Source organism: Actinokineospora auranticolor (assembly GCF_041897805.1).
Classification (GTDB): Bacteria; Actinomycetota; Actinomycetes; order Mycobacteriales; family Pseudonocardiaceae; genus Actinokineospora; species Actinokineospora auranticolor.
The window spans coordinates 7,321,474-7,339,422 of the sequence record NZ_CP154825.1 but is presented as its reverse complement, the minus strand read 5'-3'; the positions used below and the strand labels follow the sequence as shown (position 1 = coordinate 7,339,422).

Annotated in this window: 13 protein-coding genes; 6 read left to right on the top strand and 7 right to left on the bottom strand. The window is 72.3% G+C overall.

What is annotated here, in order from left to right; translation table 11 throughout:
* Positions 1 to 38 precede the first annotated feature (38 nt).
* A complete protein-coding gene (locus V5P93_RS31940) occupies positions 39 to 1,385 on the bottom strand; it encodes a fibronectin type III domain-containing protein (RefSeq protein WP_146108286.1) in 1,347 nt (448 codons plus the stop codon).
* Between the two features lie 316 nt (positions 1,386 to 1,701).
* Between V5P93_RS31940 and V5P93_RS31935 the strand changes: the two genes are divergently transcribed.
* From V5P93_RS31935 to V5P93_RS31925, 3 genes are all read left to right on the top strand, one after another.
* Positions 1,702 to 2,982, top strand: a complete 1,281-nt coding sequence (locus tag V5P93_RS31935) for a cytochrome P450 (protein WP_104482261.1) — start codon at positions 1,702 to 1,704, stop codon at positions 2,980 to 2,982.
* 229 nt (positions 2,983 to 3,211) lie between these two features.
* Positions 3,212 to 3,808, top strand: coding sequence for a copper resistance CopC family protein (locus tag V5P93_RS31930; RefSeq protein WP_104482262.1), 597 nt, complete (start codon positions 3,212 to 3,214; stop codon positions 3,806 to 3,808).
* 144 nt (positions 3,809 to 3,952) lie between these two features.
* Positions 3,953 to 5,650, top strand: a complete 1,698-nt coding sequence (locus V5P93_RS31925) for a PstS family phosphate ABC transporter substrate-binding protein (RefSeq protein ID WP_104482263.1) — start codon at positions 3,953 to 3,955, stop codon at positions 5,648 to 5,650.
* Here V5P93_RS31925 and V5P93_RS31920 read toward each other — a convergent pair whose 3' ends face one another.
* Together V5P93_RS31920 and V5P93_RS31915 are read right to left on the bottom strand one after the other, a co-directional pair.
* On the bottom strand, positions 5,651 to 8,404 hold the full coding sequence (locus V5P93_RS31920) for a P-loop NTPase fold protein (RefSeq protein ID WP_104482264.1): 2,754 nt from the start codon (positions 8,402 to 8,404) through the stop codon (positions 5,651 to 5,653).
* A gap of 21 nt (positions 8,405 to 8,425) precedes the next feature.
* Positions 8,426 to 9,343: a hypothetical protein gene (locus tag V5P93_RS31915; RefSeq protein ID WP_104482265.1), complete on the bottom strand. Its 918-nt coding sequence runs from the start codon at positions 9,341 to 9,343 to the stop codon at positions 8,426 to 8,428.
* Positions 9,344 to 9,826: 483 nt separating this feature from the next.
* On the opposite strand from V5P93_RS31915, the gene V5P93_RS31910 reads away from it, so the two are divergent.
* Entirely contained in the window at positions 9,827 to 10,093 is a 267-nt protein-coding gene (locus V5P93_RS31910) for a hypothetical protein (RefSeq protein ID WP_104482266.1), read from the top strand.
* Positions 10,094 to 10,326: 233 nt separating this feature from the next.
* Here the strand turns inward: V5P93_RS31910 and V5P93_RS31905 are convergent, their stop codons facing one another.
* Positions 10,327 to 10,782, bottom strand: coding sequence for an ester cyclase (locus V5P93_RS31905; RefSeq protein WP_104482267.1), 456 nt, complete (start codon positions 10,780 to 10,782; stop codon positions 10,327 to 10,329).
* Positions 10,779 to 11,333, bottom strand: a complete 555-nt coding sequence (locus tag V5P93_RS31900) for an acyl-CoA thioesterase (protein ID WP_104482268.1) — start codon at positions 11,331 to 11,333, stop codon at positions 10,779 to 10,781. The genes V5P93_RS31905 and V5P93_RS31900 overlap by 4 nt, the downstream gene beginning before the upstream one ends.
* 438 nt (positions 11,334 to 11,771) lie before the next feature.
* Here V5P93_RS31900 and V5P93_RS31895 point away from each other — a divergent pair, with 438 nt between their 5' ends.
* Positions 11,772 to 14,750 carry a glycine--tRNA ligase gene (locus V5P93_RS31895; protein WP_245931641.1) on the top strand — a complete coding sequence of 993 codons (2,979 nt, stop codon included), beginning with the start codon at positions 11,772 to 11,774 and terminating at the stop codon, positions 14,748 to 14,750.
* Positions 14,751 to 15,085: 335 nt separating this feature from the next.
* Here the strand turns inward: V5P93_RS31895 and V5P93_RS31890 are convergent, their stop codons facing one another.
* Positions 15,086 to 15,997: a GNAT family N-acetyltransferase gene (locus tag V5P93_RS31890; RefSeq protein WP_104482270.1), complete on the bottom strand. Its 912-nt coding sequence runs from the start codon at positions 15,995 to 15,997 to the stop codon at positions 15,086 to 15,088.
* A 925-nt stretch (positions 15,998 to 16,922) separates the two neighbouring features.
* Between V5P93_RS31890 and V5P93_RS31885 the strand changes: the two genes are divergently transcribed.
* Positions 16,923 to 17,327 carry an Lsr2 family protein gene (locus tag V5P93_RS31885; protein WP_104482271.1) on the top strand — a complete coding sequence of 135 codons (405 nt, stop codon included), beginning with the start codon at positions 16,923 to 16,925 and terminating at the stop codon, positions 17,325 to 17,327.
* 136 nt (positions 17,328 to 17,463) lie between these two features.
* Here the strand turns inward: V5P93_RS31885 and V5P93_RS31880 are convergent, their stop codons facing one another.
* On the bottom strand, positions 17,464 to 17,811 hold the full coding sequence (locus tag V5P93_RS31880; RefSeq protein ID WP_104482272.1) for a hypothetical protein: 348 nt from the start codon (positions 17,809 to 17,811) through the stop codon (positions 17,464 to 17,466).
* Between the last annotated feature and the right edge of the window lie 138 nt (positions 17,812 to 17,949).

The following is a 17,949-nucleotide window of genomic DNA, read 5'->3' as shown; positions in this document are numbered from 1 at the left end:
CGTGATCAGCCTCACCTAGGGGTTTCCCCAGTGCCGGTTCAGGCCCAGGGGCGGAGGGTGAGCGCGGCGCGGTTGCCGCTACCGGCCAGTGCCGCGTTCACCGCCGCGGTGTGGGGACCGCAGCCGCTGGCGCGCGGGACGGTGAACGCGCCGGTCAGCGTGCCGCCGGTGGCCGGGGTGAACCCGGGTCCGGAGGTGAGCGGTACCTCCACCGCCGTCTCGCAGCCCGGTGTCGGGATGGTCCGGCCGCGCACGGTCACGCTGGGGATCGTGACCCGCTGCCGGGTGCTCAGGGTGAACACGCCCGCGGTGAGGGTGCCGGTCGCGGTGCCGTCGGGGGTGAACTCGACGCGCGCCGAGCCGCCGTTGCCGAGCGGTACCTCCACCGGCGAGAGGTTGACCGTGGACTGGTGCGTTCCGGCGGTCACGTCAAGCAGGGTGCGCTGCTCGCCGTTGAGCGGTATCTCGGAGCCGCGGACCCGTGCGGACCCGGTGACGTCGTAGTAGTAGGTGACGTGAGTGGGCGGTGTGTGGATCCGCAGTGGGGTGCTGCGTTGTCCGGTGCCGCGGAGAATGCCGCGGACGCGGACGTAGTAGGTCGTGTCCGGGGACAGACCGGTGATGGTGGTGCTGAGGTTGGCCGCGTCCACGCGTTGCACCGGTGCCTCATCGACCTGTATCTCGTACTCGCTGGGCGGCATGCCCGAGCCCACCGCCGGGTTCCACGCCAGTCCGACGCTGTCCGGGGTGAGCGAGGTGACTCGGACCCCGGTCGGCGCGGGCAGCACCTCCGAGACCACCGGCAGCGTCTGGATCCGCATCCACGTGACCGGCGACTGGTCGCCGCGCAGGCACCGGGAGGTCAGCTCGCCGGGGCGGGTGGGGCTGCCGTCGGCGCGTCGCGGGCGCAGGGAGACCCCGATGCTGTCGACGGCGACGGTGGTCGTGCCCACCTGCGCGGTCGGGTAGTGGTCGTCGGTGTACCCGCGCACGGTGGCCACCACGTCCCGACCGGGGGTGACCGGCGTGCGCCGGAGTTCCAGCCGGAGGGTGGGACGCCCCGAGGCCGGACCGGTGACGATCGTGTCCACGTCGATGTCGCCCTCGACGCTCGCGGCCCCCACCGCGGTCAGGCCCGCGCTGGGGATGGTGACCGTGCCGGTGATCAGCCGGGCCTCGGGCAGGGGCCGCTGGTACGTGGGGTTCTCCACGTTGGCGGTGAGGTCCAGGCGCACCGACCCGACGTACGGGGACAGGCAGCCGTTGGTGGTGGCGACCGACATCGGCTCCGCGACCGCCGGGACCGCGGTGAGGAGGGGGACGGCGAGCGCGGTGGTGGCGGTGAGCACGGCTATGCCCGCCGCGGTCACTCCCTTTCTTCGCATGGTGTTTCCTTCGCTCGGGTACTGGTCGTGCGCATGGTTGCCCGGCGGTGCGGTGGTCGACAACGGTGGTCAACCGAATGCAGGCAGGTATTTCCGCCATCGAGCCAGTGGCCCGGTCCGGTCCGCACCGGACCGGTCATCCTCCAAACCGGACCGGAGTGCGTTGTCGACCACGGCGGGTGAAGACCCGTGCGGGCACGGTGTGAGGGCTGTGTGAGTTCGGTCATGCCGGTGGTCCGCGCGCTGAGAGGGCGCTGAGAGCGGCCAGGGGGCTTCGGTAGGGTCGGCCGCGACAAGCGTCTCGGGGGAGGTCGCCATGGGTCTCATTCGGACGGTCGGCGGGAACGTCGCGTCGTGGTTGACGCGCACGTCGTTGGCCCGCTTCCTGCTGCGCCGGTACGGCAACCGGGTGCTCTCGCTGCTGCCGGAGGCGGCGCTGGTCCCGCTGCGCCGCGACGGCCTGGTGCCCACCGCCGAGCTCGACCGGATCCGCGAGGAGCGGCCGGTGACCCGGCTGCCCATCCCGTTCGAGGTCAACATCTGGTTGGTGACCGGTCACGCGGAGTGCAAGCAGGTGCTCGCCGACACCGGGGCGTTCAGCAACGACTACACCCACCTCGGCGAGCTGGTCGGCAGCCGGGACACCACCCCCGGCGGGCTGGGCTTCGCCGACCCGCCCGACCACACCCGGCTGCGCAAGCTGCTGACGCCCGAGTTCACCGTGCGCCGGATCTCCCGGCTGGCCCCGCGCATCGACGCCATCGTCGCGGGCTGCCTGGACCGGATGGCCGCCGAGCCCGGCCCGGTCGACCTGGTCGAGCACTTCGCGCTGCCGATCCCGTCGCTGACCATCTGCGAGCTGCTCGGCGTCCCCTACACCGACCGCGAGGACTTCCAGCGCCTCGCGGTGGCCCGCTTCGACCTCTTCGGCGGCGCGGGCGCCCCGCTCGGCGCCATCTCCGAGTCGCTGGAGTACCTCAAGGGCGTGGTCAAGGCCCAGCGCGCGGAGCCGGGCGACGGGCTGCTCGGCATGATCATCCGCGAGCACGGCGACGAGGTCGACGACCTGGAGCTGGCCGGGCTCGCCGACGGCATCCTGACCGGCGGGTTCGAGACCACCGCCAGCATGCTCGCGCTCGGCGCGCTGATCCTGCTGCGCGACCCCGACACCAGCACCCTGGTCCGCGACGACGACGCGGCCACCGGCCCGTTCGTCGAGGAGCTGCTGCGCTACCTCACCGTCGTGCAGGTCGCGTTCCCGCGCTTCGCCCGGCACGACCTCGACGTCGCCGACACCCGGATCAGCAAGGGCGACCTGGTCGTCTGCTCGCTGAGCGCGGCCAACCGCGACCCGGTGCTCGGCGACGACATCACCGACTTCGACCCGCGCCGCGCGCCGACCCAGCACATGGCCTTCGGCTACGGCGCGCACCGCTGCATCGGCGCGGAACTGGCCCGCATGGAGCTGCGCGCGGCCTACCCGGCGCTGGTCCGGCGCTTCCCGGACCTGCGGTTGGCGACCGCGGAGTCCGCGCTGGACTTCCGCAAGACCTCGATCGTCTACGGCGTCGAGGCCATCCCGGTCACCACCGGCTGAGCGCGCGTCCGACCCGATCGGGCGGGGCCGGGAACTCCGCCGCCCCCGCGGCCGACCCTCTGCACAGGTCACACCGAGCCGGTCCGTGCGCGCCCACCCACCGGCCCGGTGTCACCACACCAGCGCCCGACTACAAGCCGGTCTCACATTCGGTCGGCTACGCTCCGGTCCCCCGTGTGCACCGGTCCCCGTCCCGGTTCCGGTGGACAAGCCGAGAGAGGTCCCCCTGATGTCCCTGCGCCGTGTCCTAGCCGCCCTGCTCGTCGCGGGCGCCACCCTGGTGGGCACCGCCCTGCCCGCGTCCGCGCACACCGAGCTGGAGTCCAGCAACCCCGCCAAGGGGGCCACGGTGTCCGCGCTGCCCGCGACCGTGGAGCTCACCTTCACCGAGGCGGTCACCATCGACCCCAAGGCCGACTCCGTCGCGGTCACCGGGCCGGAGGCGGTCCGCTGGACGGTCGGGAAGCCGGTCGCGGCGGGTCGCGTGGTCACGGTCCCGGTCACGCCGGTGGGTCCGGCGGGCGCGTACAAGATCGAGTACCGGGTCACCTCGGACGACGGCCACGCGGTCGGCGGCGCGGTCGAGTTCACCATGTCCGTCGCGGGTGCCCCGCCGGAGCCGACCAGCCCGCCCGCGGCCCCGGAGGTGACCGCGCCCGCGGCCGAGCAGGCGGCGACCGCGCCCGCCCCGTCCTCGGCGCCCGCCGCGCAGGCCGCGGAGACCGGCATGCCCAAGTGGGTGTGGTTCGTCCTGGGGCTCGTCGCCTTCGCGGTGGTCATCGCGCTGGTGTTCTTCGGCCTGCGCAAGTCGAACAACACCGACTGACCGATCCCGGGGACCCGGCCCCGTTCGGGCACCGGCAAAGAAACGTTGAGCTGAACCGGCCATGAACGGCTGGCGCTTACCCCTGTCCCGGTCCCGCGCCGTCACTACGCTGGCGGCCTGATCGGGCGCGCAGGGGAGGGTGTCGTGACCGAGATCCGGGACGCGCTGCGGGCGGTGCTCGACTTCCTCGGGGCCGGGAACCTGGTGCTGGGGATCGTGCTGCTGATCGCGACCCCGTTCGTCGACCGGTTCCTGATCCGCCGCAAGCGGGTCAGCTACCGCGTGCACTACAACTCCAAGATCGGCCTCGGGCCGGAGCGGTTGGCCGACGAGCAGGGCGCCCAGTCCGGTCAACCGGGCCAGTTCGGCACCCTCGCGCGGTTGATGGACCGGTTGAGCATCGTGGTCATCCGGATCCGCAACACCGGTGGCTACGACATCAGCGCCGACGACTTCGAGAAGCCGCTCACCTTCACCTTCGGCAAGCGGGTGGTCTGGAACGCGCGGATCTCCGAGGCCGGGTCCGACGAGGTCCGCGAGCAACTGCGCGAGGGCCTGCGGTTCTTCCGCCACGACAGCGGCACCGCGGGCGCCGCGCGCGAGGAGCGGGACAACAACCTCGGCACCGTGCGGGACAAGATGACCCAGCGGATGGTCCGCTGGATCGGCGGCCAGGCCCCCGCGCCGCGCGAGCCCGAGGCCGAACCGCGGTGGCACGGCGTGCGGCTGGAACGCCTCTCGCTGCACCGCAAGCAGAAGTTCAAGCTGGTGGTGGTGCTGGAGGAGCCCGAGGACAACCCGACCGGCGACACCAGCAAGGAGATCGCCGCCTCGGGCAAGCTGGCCGACAACGGCATCATCAAGGACGAGAAGAGCCCCCGCCGGATCACCCTGGCGCGGCTGACCGGCATCGGCGCCCTGGTGCTGACCGTGTTCTTGATGGCCAGCCTGCTGCTGGCCTCACCGCCGGTCGGCGACGACTGCGTGTCCGGCGAGGTGTCCGTCGAGGGGTCGAGCGTGTTCATCCCGACCATGGGCCTGATCGCCGGGGACTACACGGCGCGCTGCGGCGACACCAAGATCACGACGACGTCCAGCGGCAGCATCGGCGGCGCCCGGGACCTGGCCGCGCTCGAACCGGACCAGGCGCGCACGCACGGCGCCCTCTCGGACGGCCGCTACTCCGGCACGCACCCGCAACTGCGGTCCCAGCAGCTGGCCATCGTGCTGTACCACGTCGTGGTCAACAAGGACGTCCCCGTGGACAACCTGCCCACCAGCACCCTCAAGCAGATCTTCGACGGCACCATCACCGACTGGCAGCAGCTCGACCCGGACGGACCCTCCCGGCCCATCCGCATCGTGGGGCGCGGCTCGGACTCGGGCACCCGCCAGCTGTTCGAGGGCAGCGTCCTGGGCCGCGCCGAACCGGCCCTGTCCTCCAACGACTGCCAGACCAAGGACCGCGACCCGTCCGCGAAGGTCGTCCGGTGCGAACTCCGGTCGAACAAGGACATCGCCAACACCGTCATGGACACCCCCGGCGCCATCGGCTACGCGGACGCGCCGACGGTGGCCGAGGTCCGCAAGCGGGGCTCGCTCAAGGCGCTGACCCTCAACGGCAAGGTCTTCGACTCGGTCGGCGTCTCGGACACCGGCTACCCGTTCTGGACGGTCGAGTACCTCTACACCAAGGGTGAACCGGCCAAGGACACCGCGCTCGGCGCCTTCGCGGAGTACCTGCACGACAACTCCACCGCGCGGCTGCGGCTCAAGGACGCGGGCTTCATCCCGTGCACCACACCGGAAGGTGCCCCGGTGGCCCTGTGCAACACGAGGTGACTACGGGTTCCCCACGCAGGCGCGGATCTCGGCCGCGCCCAGCGCACCCCACCGCTGCGATCCCACCAACGCCACCACGCCCGGCTCGCTGAAGACGGCGCGCAACTCCTCGGGGACGTCCTCGGGGTTCGCGCCGACCTTCTCCACCGCGTCCGGGCACCGCCGCAGGTGCTCGGCCAGGCCCGGCCAGCGGGTTTCGAGGATCGTCCACAGGGCCAGGGTTTCCACGGGGACCGCACTGCCTTCCAGGGTGCGGACCGCGCGGAGCGCGCTGTAGGTGTTCACGAACCGCTTCATCGCGCGTGGGTTGGCGGGGAGCAGCCCGGCGAACCGCTGGAGGCTGTGCTCGGTCGCGGCGACGGCCTCGGGGGAGGAGAGCCGCCGCAGCGCGTCCTCCGCCACGAGGCCCCGGACTTCCGGGCTCGCGGACGACAGCGCGGAGACCACGTCGTCCTCGGTCACGGTCTGGTTCAGCGACGCCCGGACCCGCTGTTCCTCGGCGCGCACGGCGGCGTCCACGCCCGAGGCGCCGCGCAGCAGGCGGCGCAGGAATCCTTCGCGTTGCGGCCGGTCCGCCGCGGGGAGTGGTACTCGGAGCTGGAAGAACTTGTCCAGGAAGAGGTAGCCCAGCGGGCGGCCGGGTTCGGCGACCTGGGTGCTGAACCGCTCGTAGGCCTGTTCGTAGGCGACGCGCAGCCAGGCGCCGTCGGCCGACACGATGAAGTGGATGTTCGGCGGGCCGGTGTCGCGGATCAGGGTCTGGACGCTGTCGAGCAGTTCGACGACGTAGTTCTCCTTGCAGCGGTCGAGGTCGTCGATGAGGAACACCACCGGCCGCTTGGAGCGGGCCATCAACCAGCCGAAGTGCCGGTCGACCTCCAGCATCGGGTTCGTGTTGGACTGCTCGAACAACCGCGCCCCGCGCGCCGAGTCCCACAGCAGGAACCGGCTGGCGACAAGGGCTCCGGCCCAGAGGGTGCTGAGCCCGACGAGGCCGCCGGTGATGGTCTTGACGATCTCGGTGGCGCCCTTGAAGTCGGTGAACCACCACAGCACACCACCTGCCACAGCCAGCAGCACGGTGAAGGCCAGGACGACCGGGGCCCCGACTCGCCGCAGCCGCGCGAGGGATTCGGTGATCCGCAGCCATACCCGTCCCGGCCATTTGCGCTGCTTGCGCACCGCTGTTCGCAACGAGGTCAGCAGTGCCCACCAGGCGGGCCCGACTCCGGCTTCCCGCCAGGCGTCGAACGGCACGGTGGTGAAGTCCTGATCGAGGTCTTTCCGGAGGAACCCGAGCAGCGTGCTCTTCCCGGCGCCCCAAGGGGCATCGATGTGCACGAGGAACGAACTCCCCGGCTCCCGCTCGTCAACCCGCCGCAACCGCTGCGCCACCACGCGAGCCAACGGCTTGCGCTGCAACCAGTCCTCGTCGGCGGGCGCGTCCCCGACCCACTCGACGTGGTCGGTCTGCGGACGCGACCAGATCCGCACCTCCCCGTCCTCGCTGCCACTGGCGACGAACAGGTCCCCGTACAGCTCGCCGAGCGCCACCCCGCGCACGGCGCCGGTGTGCCCGGTCAGCCGGTGGATGTGGTTGGTGTCGGTCTCCCAGAGCCACACCGTTCCCCGCTCGTCCCCCACGGCCACGCTCCGGCCAGCGATCGCGACCGACTCGACCGGCGCCTCGAACCGCCAGGAGGTCAACGCGTGCCAGGTTCGCTGATCACGAGTCTCGACGGTGCCGTCGTCGTGGCCGACGACGACGGTGGTTCCGGAGCGCGCGATCGCGGTCGGCGTGGCTGGAGTGGCGAGCGCCAGCACCTCATTGGGCCGCCACGCGCGCAAAGTCCGGTCGGACAAGAAGAGCACATCATGCTTGCCCGCGAAGGCGATCGCCGTGACGAAGTCGTCGCTCAGCGCGCGGACGGGCTTCGAGTCGCCCGGTGACCAGAGCACTACCTGGTTGTCATCACCACCGCTGGCGACTTGACCGCCGGACTTGACCGCCACCGCGTTCACGATGCCGTCGTGCTGGTACAGGGCCTTGGGCGCATCCGGCAGCACGCACTGCCGCACGGAACCGTCCTGACCACCGCTGTACAGCACCTCGGGGCGGTCCGGATCGACGGCGATCGACCACACCGCCCCGACCGAGCCGGTAGTCCGGTGGTGCAGCGGTCCCTCGACCTGCCAACCGTGGATCTCGCCGTCCTCGGCTCCCGCGAAGACCGCGACCTGCCCCTCCAGTGCCCCGATGGCCACCGACGTCACCGGGGCGCCCACCAGGTGCGCCCGGGTGGCGCTGTAGGACGACTCGGCCAGGACCCGGGGCGCCTTCGCGGGTTCGAAGGCGACATCCAGGGCCGCGATCGCCGCGCCCACTTCGTTGGCGGGTAGCACGACCACCTGGGTCAGCCAGGAATGCGAGGCCGATCGCACGTCCGCGAGCTCGATGTCCTCGCCGAGCAAGGCCACGACCGGGAAGCCGGGCAGTGCGCGTCCGCGCAGTTCCGAGAGTTCGCGGGCGGTCGCAAGCGAGCGGAGTGAGCCGGGGGTCACGATCACGACGGCGCCGTCGGCGTTCGCCATCATGGCTCGCAGCGCCGCTTCGAGGTTCCCGCTCGGGGTCGCGCTGTCCTCCAGCACCTCGTACCCGGCGCCGAGCAGAGCAGACCTCAGCGGCGCCAGGACGCCGGCGCCGCTGAGACCGTGGCTGATGTAGATGCGTTTCGGAGGTTCCGCCGCCGCCATGCGGCGAGGTTACCGGCGGTGTCAGCCGAAGAAGACCGAGGTCGCCAGGTTGTCGAACTGCACCTTCGCCAGGTCCGGCACGTCTCCGTCGACCACGACCGACTTGCCCTTGCAGTCCTTCTCCGACCACAGCTTCAGCGACCCCAGCGCCGAGAGGGACGACGCCGTGCGCGGGCGGGCCAGGTTCTTGCAGCCCGGGCCCGCCGTGCCCTCGGCGGCGCCGTTCTCGCTGAACCGGGGCTCGTCGAACAGCACCACACTGGTCGCCTTCCGGCCGCTGTCCGGGGCGGGCGCGGGCTCCTGCGCGGGGCCGCCCGCCTTCTCGCCGTCGGGCGTGACGCCGAACCAGGTGCCGCCGACGCCCTGCCCGAGGGTGTCGCCCGCCTTGGTGTCCTTGGCGAACCGGTAGACCGGCCAGCCCTTGATGGTGACCTGGCGGCTGCCGTCGTCGCGGGTCACGAAGCCGACGGCCGACTTCGGCACGCCCGCGACGAACACCTTGGCGCCCTTGGCCACGGTGACCGGCGGCCAGGTCTTCGCGCAGTCGCCGGCGCAGTTCGACTTCGACGGGCTCGCGGTGTCCTTGTCGAACCGGTACAGCGTCAGGCCCGCGCCGTTGACCACCACCGGGTCCAGTTCGCCCGCCCGGCTCGCGCGCAGCTGCACCCACTTGCGCGAAGTCTCCGCCGGGGCGGAGTTGGCGCTGCCGTCCGCGCCGGTGGCCCAGTCGCCGGTGCCCTGGGCGGCGCCGTTCGCGCGGGCCGTGCCCGCGACGAACGACACGTCGTCCGGCAGCTCCGCGTCGGCCCGCGGCGCCGCGGCGGCGGGCGCGGGCTGGTTGTCCACAGTGGACGAAGCGGCGGGCCCGCCGCAGGCGGACAGGGCGAAGGCCCCGGCGGCGACGAGGGCGGCGGCGGACAGGACGTGCTCGCGGTTCATCTGACTCCCCGATCTGGCGGCTGGCCCCGGGCTCCCGGCCGGGGCGGATTCAGCAGTGACACGAGCCGTGCGCGGGGTCGGTTCACCCGGGATCGGGACCGGGCGGTCCGGCTGTGCAGTCGCCCGCCGCGGACGTCATTCGGCCGGTGGACCCCGGGGCAGACGCAGGCGGTCACTCTCCGCTATGCCGTAGTCACATCACCGTGTGTGACACCCGGTGTGGCGTTCGGTGCATCCTCACTCGGGCGCGAAGCGGTGACGAGCAACGACCTTGGCCAAGATCGTGTTACTTGATCATTCAATGTGTACGACGTACGGGTGAATCTTGGTTGTGAGTCAGTTGTCTTTGGCTACGACCGGTAACTGATGTTATGGGTCGGTGCGATGGACGAGGCAACAGTGCCCACCGTGGGACCAGCGAGCGTCCGGACCGCACGCGCTCGCCCCCCACCTGGGCTCCACTGCGGAAGAATCGACATCGCCATGACTTTGCTGTGGATCATCGGCTCGGTCGCCGTGCTCGCCATCGTGGTGTGGCGGCTGCGCACCGCCTCCGGTCTGGTCGACCGCATCCTCGTCGAGGAGCGCGCGGGCGCCGAGCGCGACGCGCGCCGCGAGGCGGAGCGGGACACCGCGACCCCCGCCGTCCCCGCGCAGGCGACCGCTCAGGTCACCCAGTGGCCGCACCCGCCGCGGCACGCGCTGTCCCGCCGCCGCGCGGGCACCCACGACCACCGCCTCGCGGGCTGAGCCCCGCGGCCACCCGGCGGGGCCCGGGCGGACGCGGACGAGCCCGACCGGACGACACCGGTCGGGCTCGAGTGGGAAGTGCGGTTGTGACCAGTCGACCCGGACCCGGGTTGCGGCACCGGGGTGCCGGGTCGACGCGGAGCGGGGAACCGGGCGCGGTGGGCGCCGCCGCCCGTACCCCGGGCCGGGCTCGTCCCTCCGGTCGGTGGGCGCCGACCGGAGGGACGGCAGTTCTAGTACGGGTCGCCGAGGGCGGCGCGCAGGGCCGCGCTGTCGACCCAACCCAGGTGCGCGCAGGCCCGCGCGCCCCGGAAGGACCACAGGTGGTGCTGGCGCCACGTCGCCCGGCGGCCCTGCCGCTGGCTGGGCGCCAGGTTCGACCCGACGTACGTGCCGGACACTTCCAGCCGGGTCTCCACGGTGTCGGGACCGGTGCGCCGCGCGCTGACAATGCGCGCGTAGATATCGGGCATCGCGCGCCGCGCGGCGGCGACCGAAAAGCGCAGACCGGCTATTCCGTCGTCAAATACTCGGACGTCGGACAGATCCCGGATATCGGGATGGGCGAAGGAGTCGAGAACGGCGTAATCGCCCTCGTTGAGCGTTTCGCGAACGAACGCGATCGCGATTTCCACCTGGTCGTCCGCGCTGGTGGCCACCTCGGGCGCGCGGAGGAGCACGTCGGTCATCGCGGCGTGGGGAGGGCGACCTCGGCGAGGGCGGCGCGCAGTGCTCTGCCGTGCTCCCGGCGGATGGCCACGGCGCGGTGCCGGGCGTACTCGGCGTCGGTCTCGGGGTGCACCGGGCGCACCGCGCGGGGGGCGCCGTCGTCGTCGACGGCGACGAAGACCAGGTGCGCCTCGGCCACCTGGACCGGCTCGCCGCCGCCGAAGCCGCGCCGGGCGCTGACGTGCACGCCGATGTCCATCGAGGTCCGGCCGGTGCCCTCGACCTGCGCGGACGCGGTGACGATGTCGCCCGCCCAGACCGGGGCGAAGAAGGTCATGTCCTGCACCGCGACGGTGACCGCGTGCCCGTCGCAGTGCCGGGCCGCGCTGGCCCAGGCGACGTCATCGACCAGTTCGAGGATCAGCGTGCCCTTGCCGGAGCCGAACATGTTCTCGTTGGACCGCCAGATGACGCGGGACAGCTCGCAGCGCGAGTAGCCCATCGTCCTCCCGGTCGCCAGGGGCTCCTCGGCTGCCAGCGGCGACCGCGTTGGGGTGTCGACAGGGGTCATCGGAAGTGTTTCTCCCAGGGATATCGGGTGACTGGCTGGGGCTTTGTGCGGAAAGCGCGGGGCCGTGGTCGACGGTGGTGAAACCGGCGACGCGACATCGCCGCCTGCCGTGCGACCAGTCTAAACGATCACTTGGGTGGTTTTTGCCAATTTGCGGGCATCCGCGGATATCTCCCTTTGTCGGGCGACAAGTCTCACTGAGCGTGACCGATCGCGGTGAGAAACGTCGGAATTCGCTCACTCGAAAAGGTGATGGAGGTACCGCACGATTGAGCACCTGCGGTATTTCGGCTCGTCACGTGTGGGTGAACCAGCGCGTCCGTGCGGGTGCGCGCGCCCGCCGCGCACGCGACCGGGAGCCACCGGGTGGTCACCTCCTAGACTGCGGGCACCCCGCCAGCCCAGCCCCCGAGTTGTGAGGTTTCCGCCGTGCTGACCATGCAGGACGCGTTGTTGGCCCTGACCAGGTACTGGACCGAGCGCGGCGCGATGGTGGTGCAGCCGTTCAACACCGAGGTCGGCGCGGGCACCCTCAACCCGGCCACCGTGCTGCGCGTGCTGGGCCCCGAGCCGTGGCGGGTCGCCTACGTCGAGCCCAGCGTCCGCCCGGACGACGCCCGCTACGGCGAGAACCCCAACCGGCTGCAGACCCACACCCAGTTCCAGGTCGTGCTCAAGCCGGACCCGGGCAACCCGCAGGAGCTCTACCTGGGCAGCCTGGCCGCGCTCGGCATCGACATCCACGCCCACGACGTGCGCTTCGTCGAGGACAACTGGGCCTCGCCCGCGCTCGGCGCCTGGGGCCTGGGCTGGGAGGTGTGGCTCGACGGCCTGGAGATCACCCAGTTCACCTACTTCCAGCAGGCGGGCGGGCAGACCCTGGACCCGGTGTCGGTGGAGATCACCTACGGCATCGAGCGGATCATGATGGCCCGGCAGGGCGTGGCGCACTTCAAGGACATCGCCTACGCCCCCGGCATCTCCTACGGCGAGGCGTTCGGCCAGTCCGAGTACGAGATGAGCCGCTTCTACCTCGACGACGCCGACGTGGAGACCCAGCGGCGGCTGTTCGAGGACTACGCCGCCGAGGCGCGCAGGCTGCTCGACGCCCGGCTGCCGGTCCCGGCCCACGCGCACGTGCTCAAGTGCTCGCACACCTTCAACGTGCTCGACGCGCGCGGCGCGGTCAGCACCACCGAGCGCGCCAAGGCGTTCGCCCGCATGCGCGGCCTGGCCCGCGAGGTCGCCGGGCTGTGGTCCGAGCGGCGCGCCGAGCTGGGGCACCCGCTGGGCACCGCCGAGCTGCCCGCGGTCGCGGCGGCACCCGCCGAGTTCCCGGCCGTCGAGGGCGCGCACCCGCTGCTGTTCGAGATCGGCACCGAGGAGTTGCCCCCGCACGAGGTGACCCGGACCGCGTCGGCCGTCGAGCGCGCCGTCACCGAGAAGCTGGCCGCCACCCGCCTCGGCCACGGCGCGGTCCGCGTGCGCGCCACGCCCCGCCGCGTCGTGGTGCTCGTCGACGGCGTCGAGCCGGTCGAGCCCGACGCCGAGCGCACCGTGCGCGGCCCGCGCGCCTCGGCCGCCTTCGACGCCGACGGCAACCCGACCAAGGCCGCCGCCGGGTTCGCCCGCGGCCAGGGCGTCGACCCGGCCGACCTGCGCCGCGTCGACGTCGACGGCGTCGAGTACGTCGGCATCACCCGCACCGACCTGGGCCGCGGCGCGGTCGAGGTGCTCAGCGGCGTGCTCGGCGAGGTGGTCGCGGAGCTGCGCGCGGACAAGAACATGCGCTGGAACGACCCGAAGCTGTCGTTCACCCGGCCCGTGCGGTGGCTGCTGGCGCTGCTCGGCGACACCCCGGTGCCGGTCGCGGCGGGCGCGCTGGTCTCCGGCCGGACGACCCGCGTGCACCGGACGGCGGCCGAGCCGGTCGTCGAGGTCGCGTCGGCGGCGGACTACCCCGGTTTCCTCGCGGGCCACGGCATCACCGTCGACCAGGACGCCCGGCGCGCGCTCGTGCTCGCGTCGGCGGGGGAGCTGGCCGCGACGGTGGGGGGCGCGGTGTCCGCCGACGAGTCCGCGCTGGTCGACGAGATCACCAACCTGGTCGAGCAGCCCAACGCCCTGCTCGGCTCGTTCGACCCGGCCTACCTCGACCTGCCCGCCGAGATCCTGACCACGGTGATGCGCAAGCACCAGCGCTACCTGCCGGTGCGCGACGCCGACGGCCGCCTGCTGCCGCACTTCGTCGCCGTGGCCAACGGCGACTGCGACCACGACACCGTGCGCGCGGGCAACGAGGCCGTGCTGCGCGCCCGCTACGAGGACGCGGGCTTCTTCTGGCGCGCCGACCTGGCCACCCCGCCGGCCACGATGAAGGAGGGCATCGCCAAGCTCGCCTTCGAGGAGCGGCTCGGGTCGGTCGCCCAGCGCGCCGCGCGCATCGGCGCGGCCGCCGTCGAGTTCGGCGGTTTGTCCGATTCGGACACTCCCGTGCTGCGGCGGGCGGCGGAGCTGGCCAAGTTCGACCTGGGGTCGCAGATGGTCATCGAGCTGACCAGCCTGGCGGGCACCATGGCCCGCGAGTACGCGCGTCGCGCGGGGGAGCCGGAGGAGGTCGCCCAGGCCCTCTACGACATGGAGCTGCCGCGCTCCGGTGGCGGCGCGGTGCCGTCCACGGTGCCGGGTGCGCTGCTGGCCCTGGCCGACCGCTTCGACCTGCTGGCGGGCCTGTTCGCCGTCGGCGCGAAGCCCACCGGCAGCTCGGACCCGTTCGGCCTGCGCCGCGCGGGCGCCGGTGTCGTCGCGATCCTCCGCGCCTTCCCCGAACTGCGCGCCCTGACCGTCTCCCGTGGACTGTCCACAGCGGCCGAACACGTGCGGGCGCAGGGCATCGAGGTCCGCCAGGAGGTGCTCGACGAGGTCGCCGAGTTCGTCCGTCGGCGCTACGAGCAGCTGCTGCTCGACGCGGGGCACCCGCACGAACAGGTCGCCGCCGTCCTCGTGCTGGCCGACGCGCCCGCGCTCGCCGACGAAACCCTGGCGGAGCTGGCGAACCGGGTCACGGACCCCGGCTTCGCCACCCTGGTCGCCGCCCTCCAGCGGGTCCGCCGCATCGTGCCCGCGGACACCGCGCCGACCTACGACCCGGCCGCGCTGGTCGAACCCGCCGAGGCCGCGCTGCACCAGGCCTTCGACAAGGCCCGCGCCGCCACCACCCCGGGCCTGGCGGGCTTCGTCCCGGCGGCGGAGGTCTTGGCGGATCCCGTCAACACGTTCTTCGACGAGATCCTCGTCATGGCCGAGGACCCGACCGTCCGCACCGCCCGCCTCGGCCTCCTCGCCGCGATCCGCGACTGGGCCGCCCCGGTCCTCGACTGGCAGGGCCTGGGCACCAGCCTCGAGAAGAAGAACTAGCAGTCGGGTCGGTGGCGGGACTGGCGGTCCCGCCACCGACCCGGTGCGTCGCGCACGCCGGATCGCGATCCGGCGTGCTACCCCGGTGCGATCAGCACCGAATGCCGTCCCCTGGTAGCCGGAAGCGGCTCGGGCCGCCTGCCCGACCGCCGGTTCTCCGGCGTGCTCGTTCTTGACCACGCCATTACCGGATTTCACGAGCCCTTTCCCGGCCTGCCATTCCGGATGGATCTTCGAGTGCCGTCCGGGCAGGCGTCGGAAGACTCGGGAACCACCGGCAGCGCGAGGAAAGCGCCCTTGGTGGGGTTGGTCCACCGAGGGCGCCGTTCAGCGGGCTAGCTCGGGTAGATCATGTCGATCCGGTGTTGGACGACCGGGTAGCCCGCCTTGGCGAACGCCGCCGCCATCGGCAGGTTGGTGACGTCCGTGGCGGCCGCGACCCGGTCCGCGCCCGCCGCCACCAGCAGGTGCGTGGCCTCGACCAGCAGGGCGTACGCGTACCCCCGCCCCCGGTGCGCGGGCAGCACCCCGATGTACCCGATCACCGGGTCGTTCGGGTTGGCCGTCGGGATGGTCAGCCCGACCGTTTCCCCGCTCTCGTCCCGCGCCACGCGCCAGCCGGCGCGGGGGCCGCGCATCCACCGCAGGATGTCCAGGTCCTCCCTGGCCGCCGCGTCCAGGCCCGCTTCCGCGACGGTGCGGCGGGAGTGGGCGTCGAGGCTGCCCTGGTGGATCTCGCGGAAAAGGGCGAAGAAGACCTCGTCGTCCGGTTCCGGGTGGTAGGTCAGCCTGCCGGTGCGGGGTGGCAGGCCGCGGTCCGGGGTCCAGCGGTACCGGTAGCGCTCCACCAGCCGCGTCATGCCCGCCGCCTCGGTGGCCGACAGGCGGGCCTCGCCCGCGGCTCGGACCTCCGGGTCGGTGTCCCAGCCGACGGGCAGGAGCAGGGCGTACTCGGCGCGGAAGGGGGCGGCGCGCAGCAGCGCGACGGCCGCGTCGTGGTCGGTGAAGTCGAGCCAGTCGAGGGCGATGGGGTCCGCGTCGCCCGCGGTGGCCCACCAGGCGGCCTTGGCGACGACGGTGTCACCGCGCAGCGCCACGTAGGTCCATTCCGGACGGTACTCACCGCGCGCCAGCAGCGCGCGGTAGTCGGTGCACATCATCGGGCGGCCGACCAGAGGCGGAACGGAGAGGGACTCGAACAGATATTCCTCGCCCGCGGACAGCGGGCGGATGACCGGATCGGTCACGGTGGGATCCTTTGCGAGAAGTGGGGTGCTCCCGCCCCATCTCGCCGCCCGGATCCGACAGGATCAGGCGAGCGCGCGGGGTCGGTGGGAGCGCGGGACCGGAGTAATCACGGCTTCCACCTCCCCTCGTTCGCACGTGGATCGACGCGGATCATCGCCGCCCGCGGATCACGCTTGTAGCGTAGCCGGGTTTGTCCGCCCGGGGCAATCCAGTTCGCATATCGACCCCCCGGTACCCGGGGGCGGTGTGCCCGCCCGCCCGCCGCGCGCGGAGCGCGACCGGGGACCGCTTTCGCGCCTGGCGCGCCGCGATATCCCCGGTACGGTGATGGTTGTGTTGTGATGTTCGTCTTTCACCACGGTCGTCGAGGTGAAACGTTAACTTCACCCGTGGCGTGCGTGGGCGTGGCCGAATTGCGCGGCGACCACCGCGCCGCGCCCGGTTCGGCGGGTCCGCGCTGCTCCGGGGCTCGCGGCCGGTGCCCACCGCCGGTCGCGGGGGTCGCGGTGCCGGTGTTTCCGGTGTCCGCGGGCATTCGCCGCGGCTATGGCCGAGACCGCCGGGAGCGCGGTCGTGGGCGTATTGCCTACGAGGGGTCCGACATTGCCGAAGTTCACCGTATGGTGTCCGGTTGTCGTCCCCGCACTCCGGGTCGCCCGCCGGGCGCCGGGGCTCGGGCAATGGGGTCGGCGTGGGGTCCGCATTGGAAATCTCGGTGGCGACCGGCGGATATGGCGGGCGTGGCCCGCGCTTTCGGCCGTTCGGCCGCGCCTGCGAATCCGCTCGCGCCAGTGGCCTGCGACACGCGAGACATTCCCCTGGGGCCCGCCTATTTGTCTCGGGCATCGGTTGCGGGTACTGTTCACGGCAAGTGGGGAAGAAGTTTTCAATTCCCGTGACACCCCGTGTGCAGTGAGGTGCCCTATGGCTCAGAAGACCATCGTCCAGCTTTACGACGACCTCGACGGGTCGGCGGGCGATGACATCCGCCCGGTTGAATTCAGCCTGGACGGGGCCAACTACGAGATCGACCTGAATGAGGCGAACGCGACGCGGCTGCGCGACCTGCTCGCCGAGTTCGTCGCCTCGGCCCGTCGCACCGGCGGGCGGGTGAAGCGGCACACCGCCCCGGCGGCCAAGCCCGCGGGCGACGCCCGCTCCAAGGAGCAGACCAAGGCCATTCGCGACTGGGCGCGGCAGAACGGCCACGACATCTCCGAGCGGGGTCGCATCCCGTCGGCCGTCGTGGAGGCGTTCGAAGAGGCGCACACCGTGAAGGCGAAGTCCAACGGTGGCGGCAAGGCCAAGAAGGCCGCTTTCTCCGGCTGAGCGGGACAGACCGCGGCGGGCGCGCCCGCCGCGGTCCCCCGTCCGGGGTGGACGCCGGGTGCTCGGGAGACGGCACCCGGTCGTCGACGACCAGTGGTTCGCCGGACCGGGCGGGTCCGGCGAACCGCAGGCGGCGTCAGAAGCTCACGCCGCCCTCGATGTCGCGGGCCTGCAGCACCTTCCCGCTGACGTTGCCGGTGATCTGGTTGACCACGCCGCCGTGCGCGGCCTGCTGCCCCGAGGACTCGACGCCCCACAGCGAGCGCAGCTCCTGGGCGAAGTGCGGGTCCTCCTGCGCGGCTCGTTCCAGCTCCCCGGCCAGGGCCACCACCTGCGGTGAGTCCGGGGCCGCCCCCTCCGCCGCGGTCAGCGCGGCCGCCGCCTCCCCGCGCTTGGCGAACCTGGCCTTGACCAGGTCGTAGAGCGAGGTCACCGATTTGGCCGCCAGTGCCGCGGCGATCGAGACCAGTACGGGCTCCGGCATGGGCCGCTCCCCTTTCCTCGGGCGTCCTGCGACGCCCTTTGTGACTCCACGTGGATCTCCGCCCACGGTACGGCGTATTCCGGCCTGGTGGGCACCACATTCACCGACCGCTCGACCGCGCCCGCCATTCGGGCGATA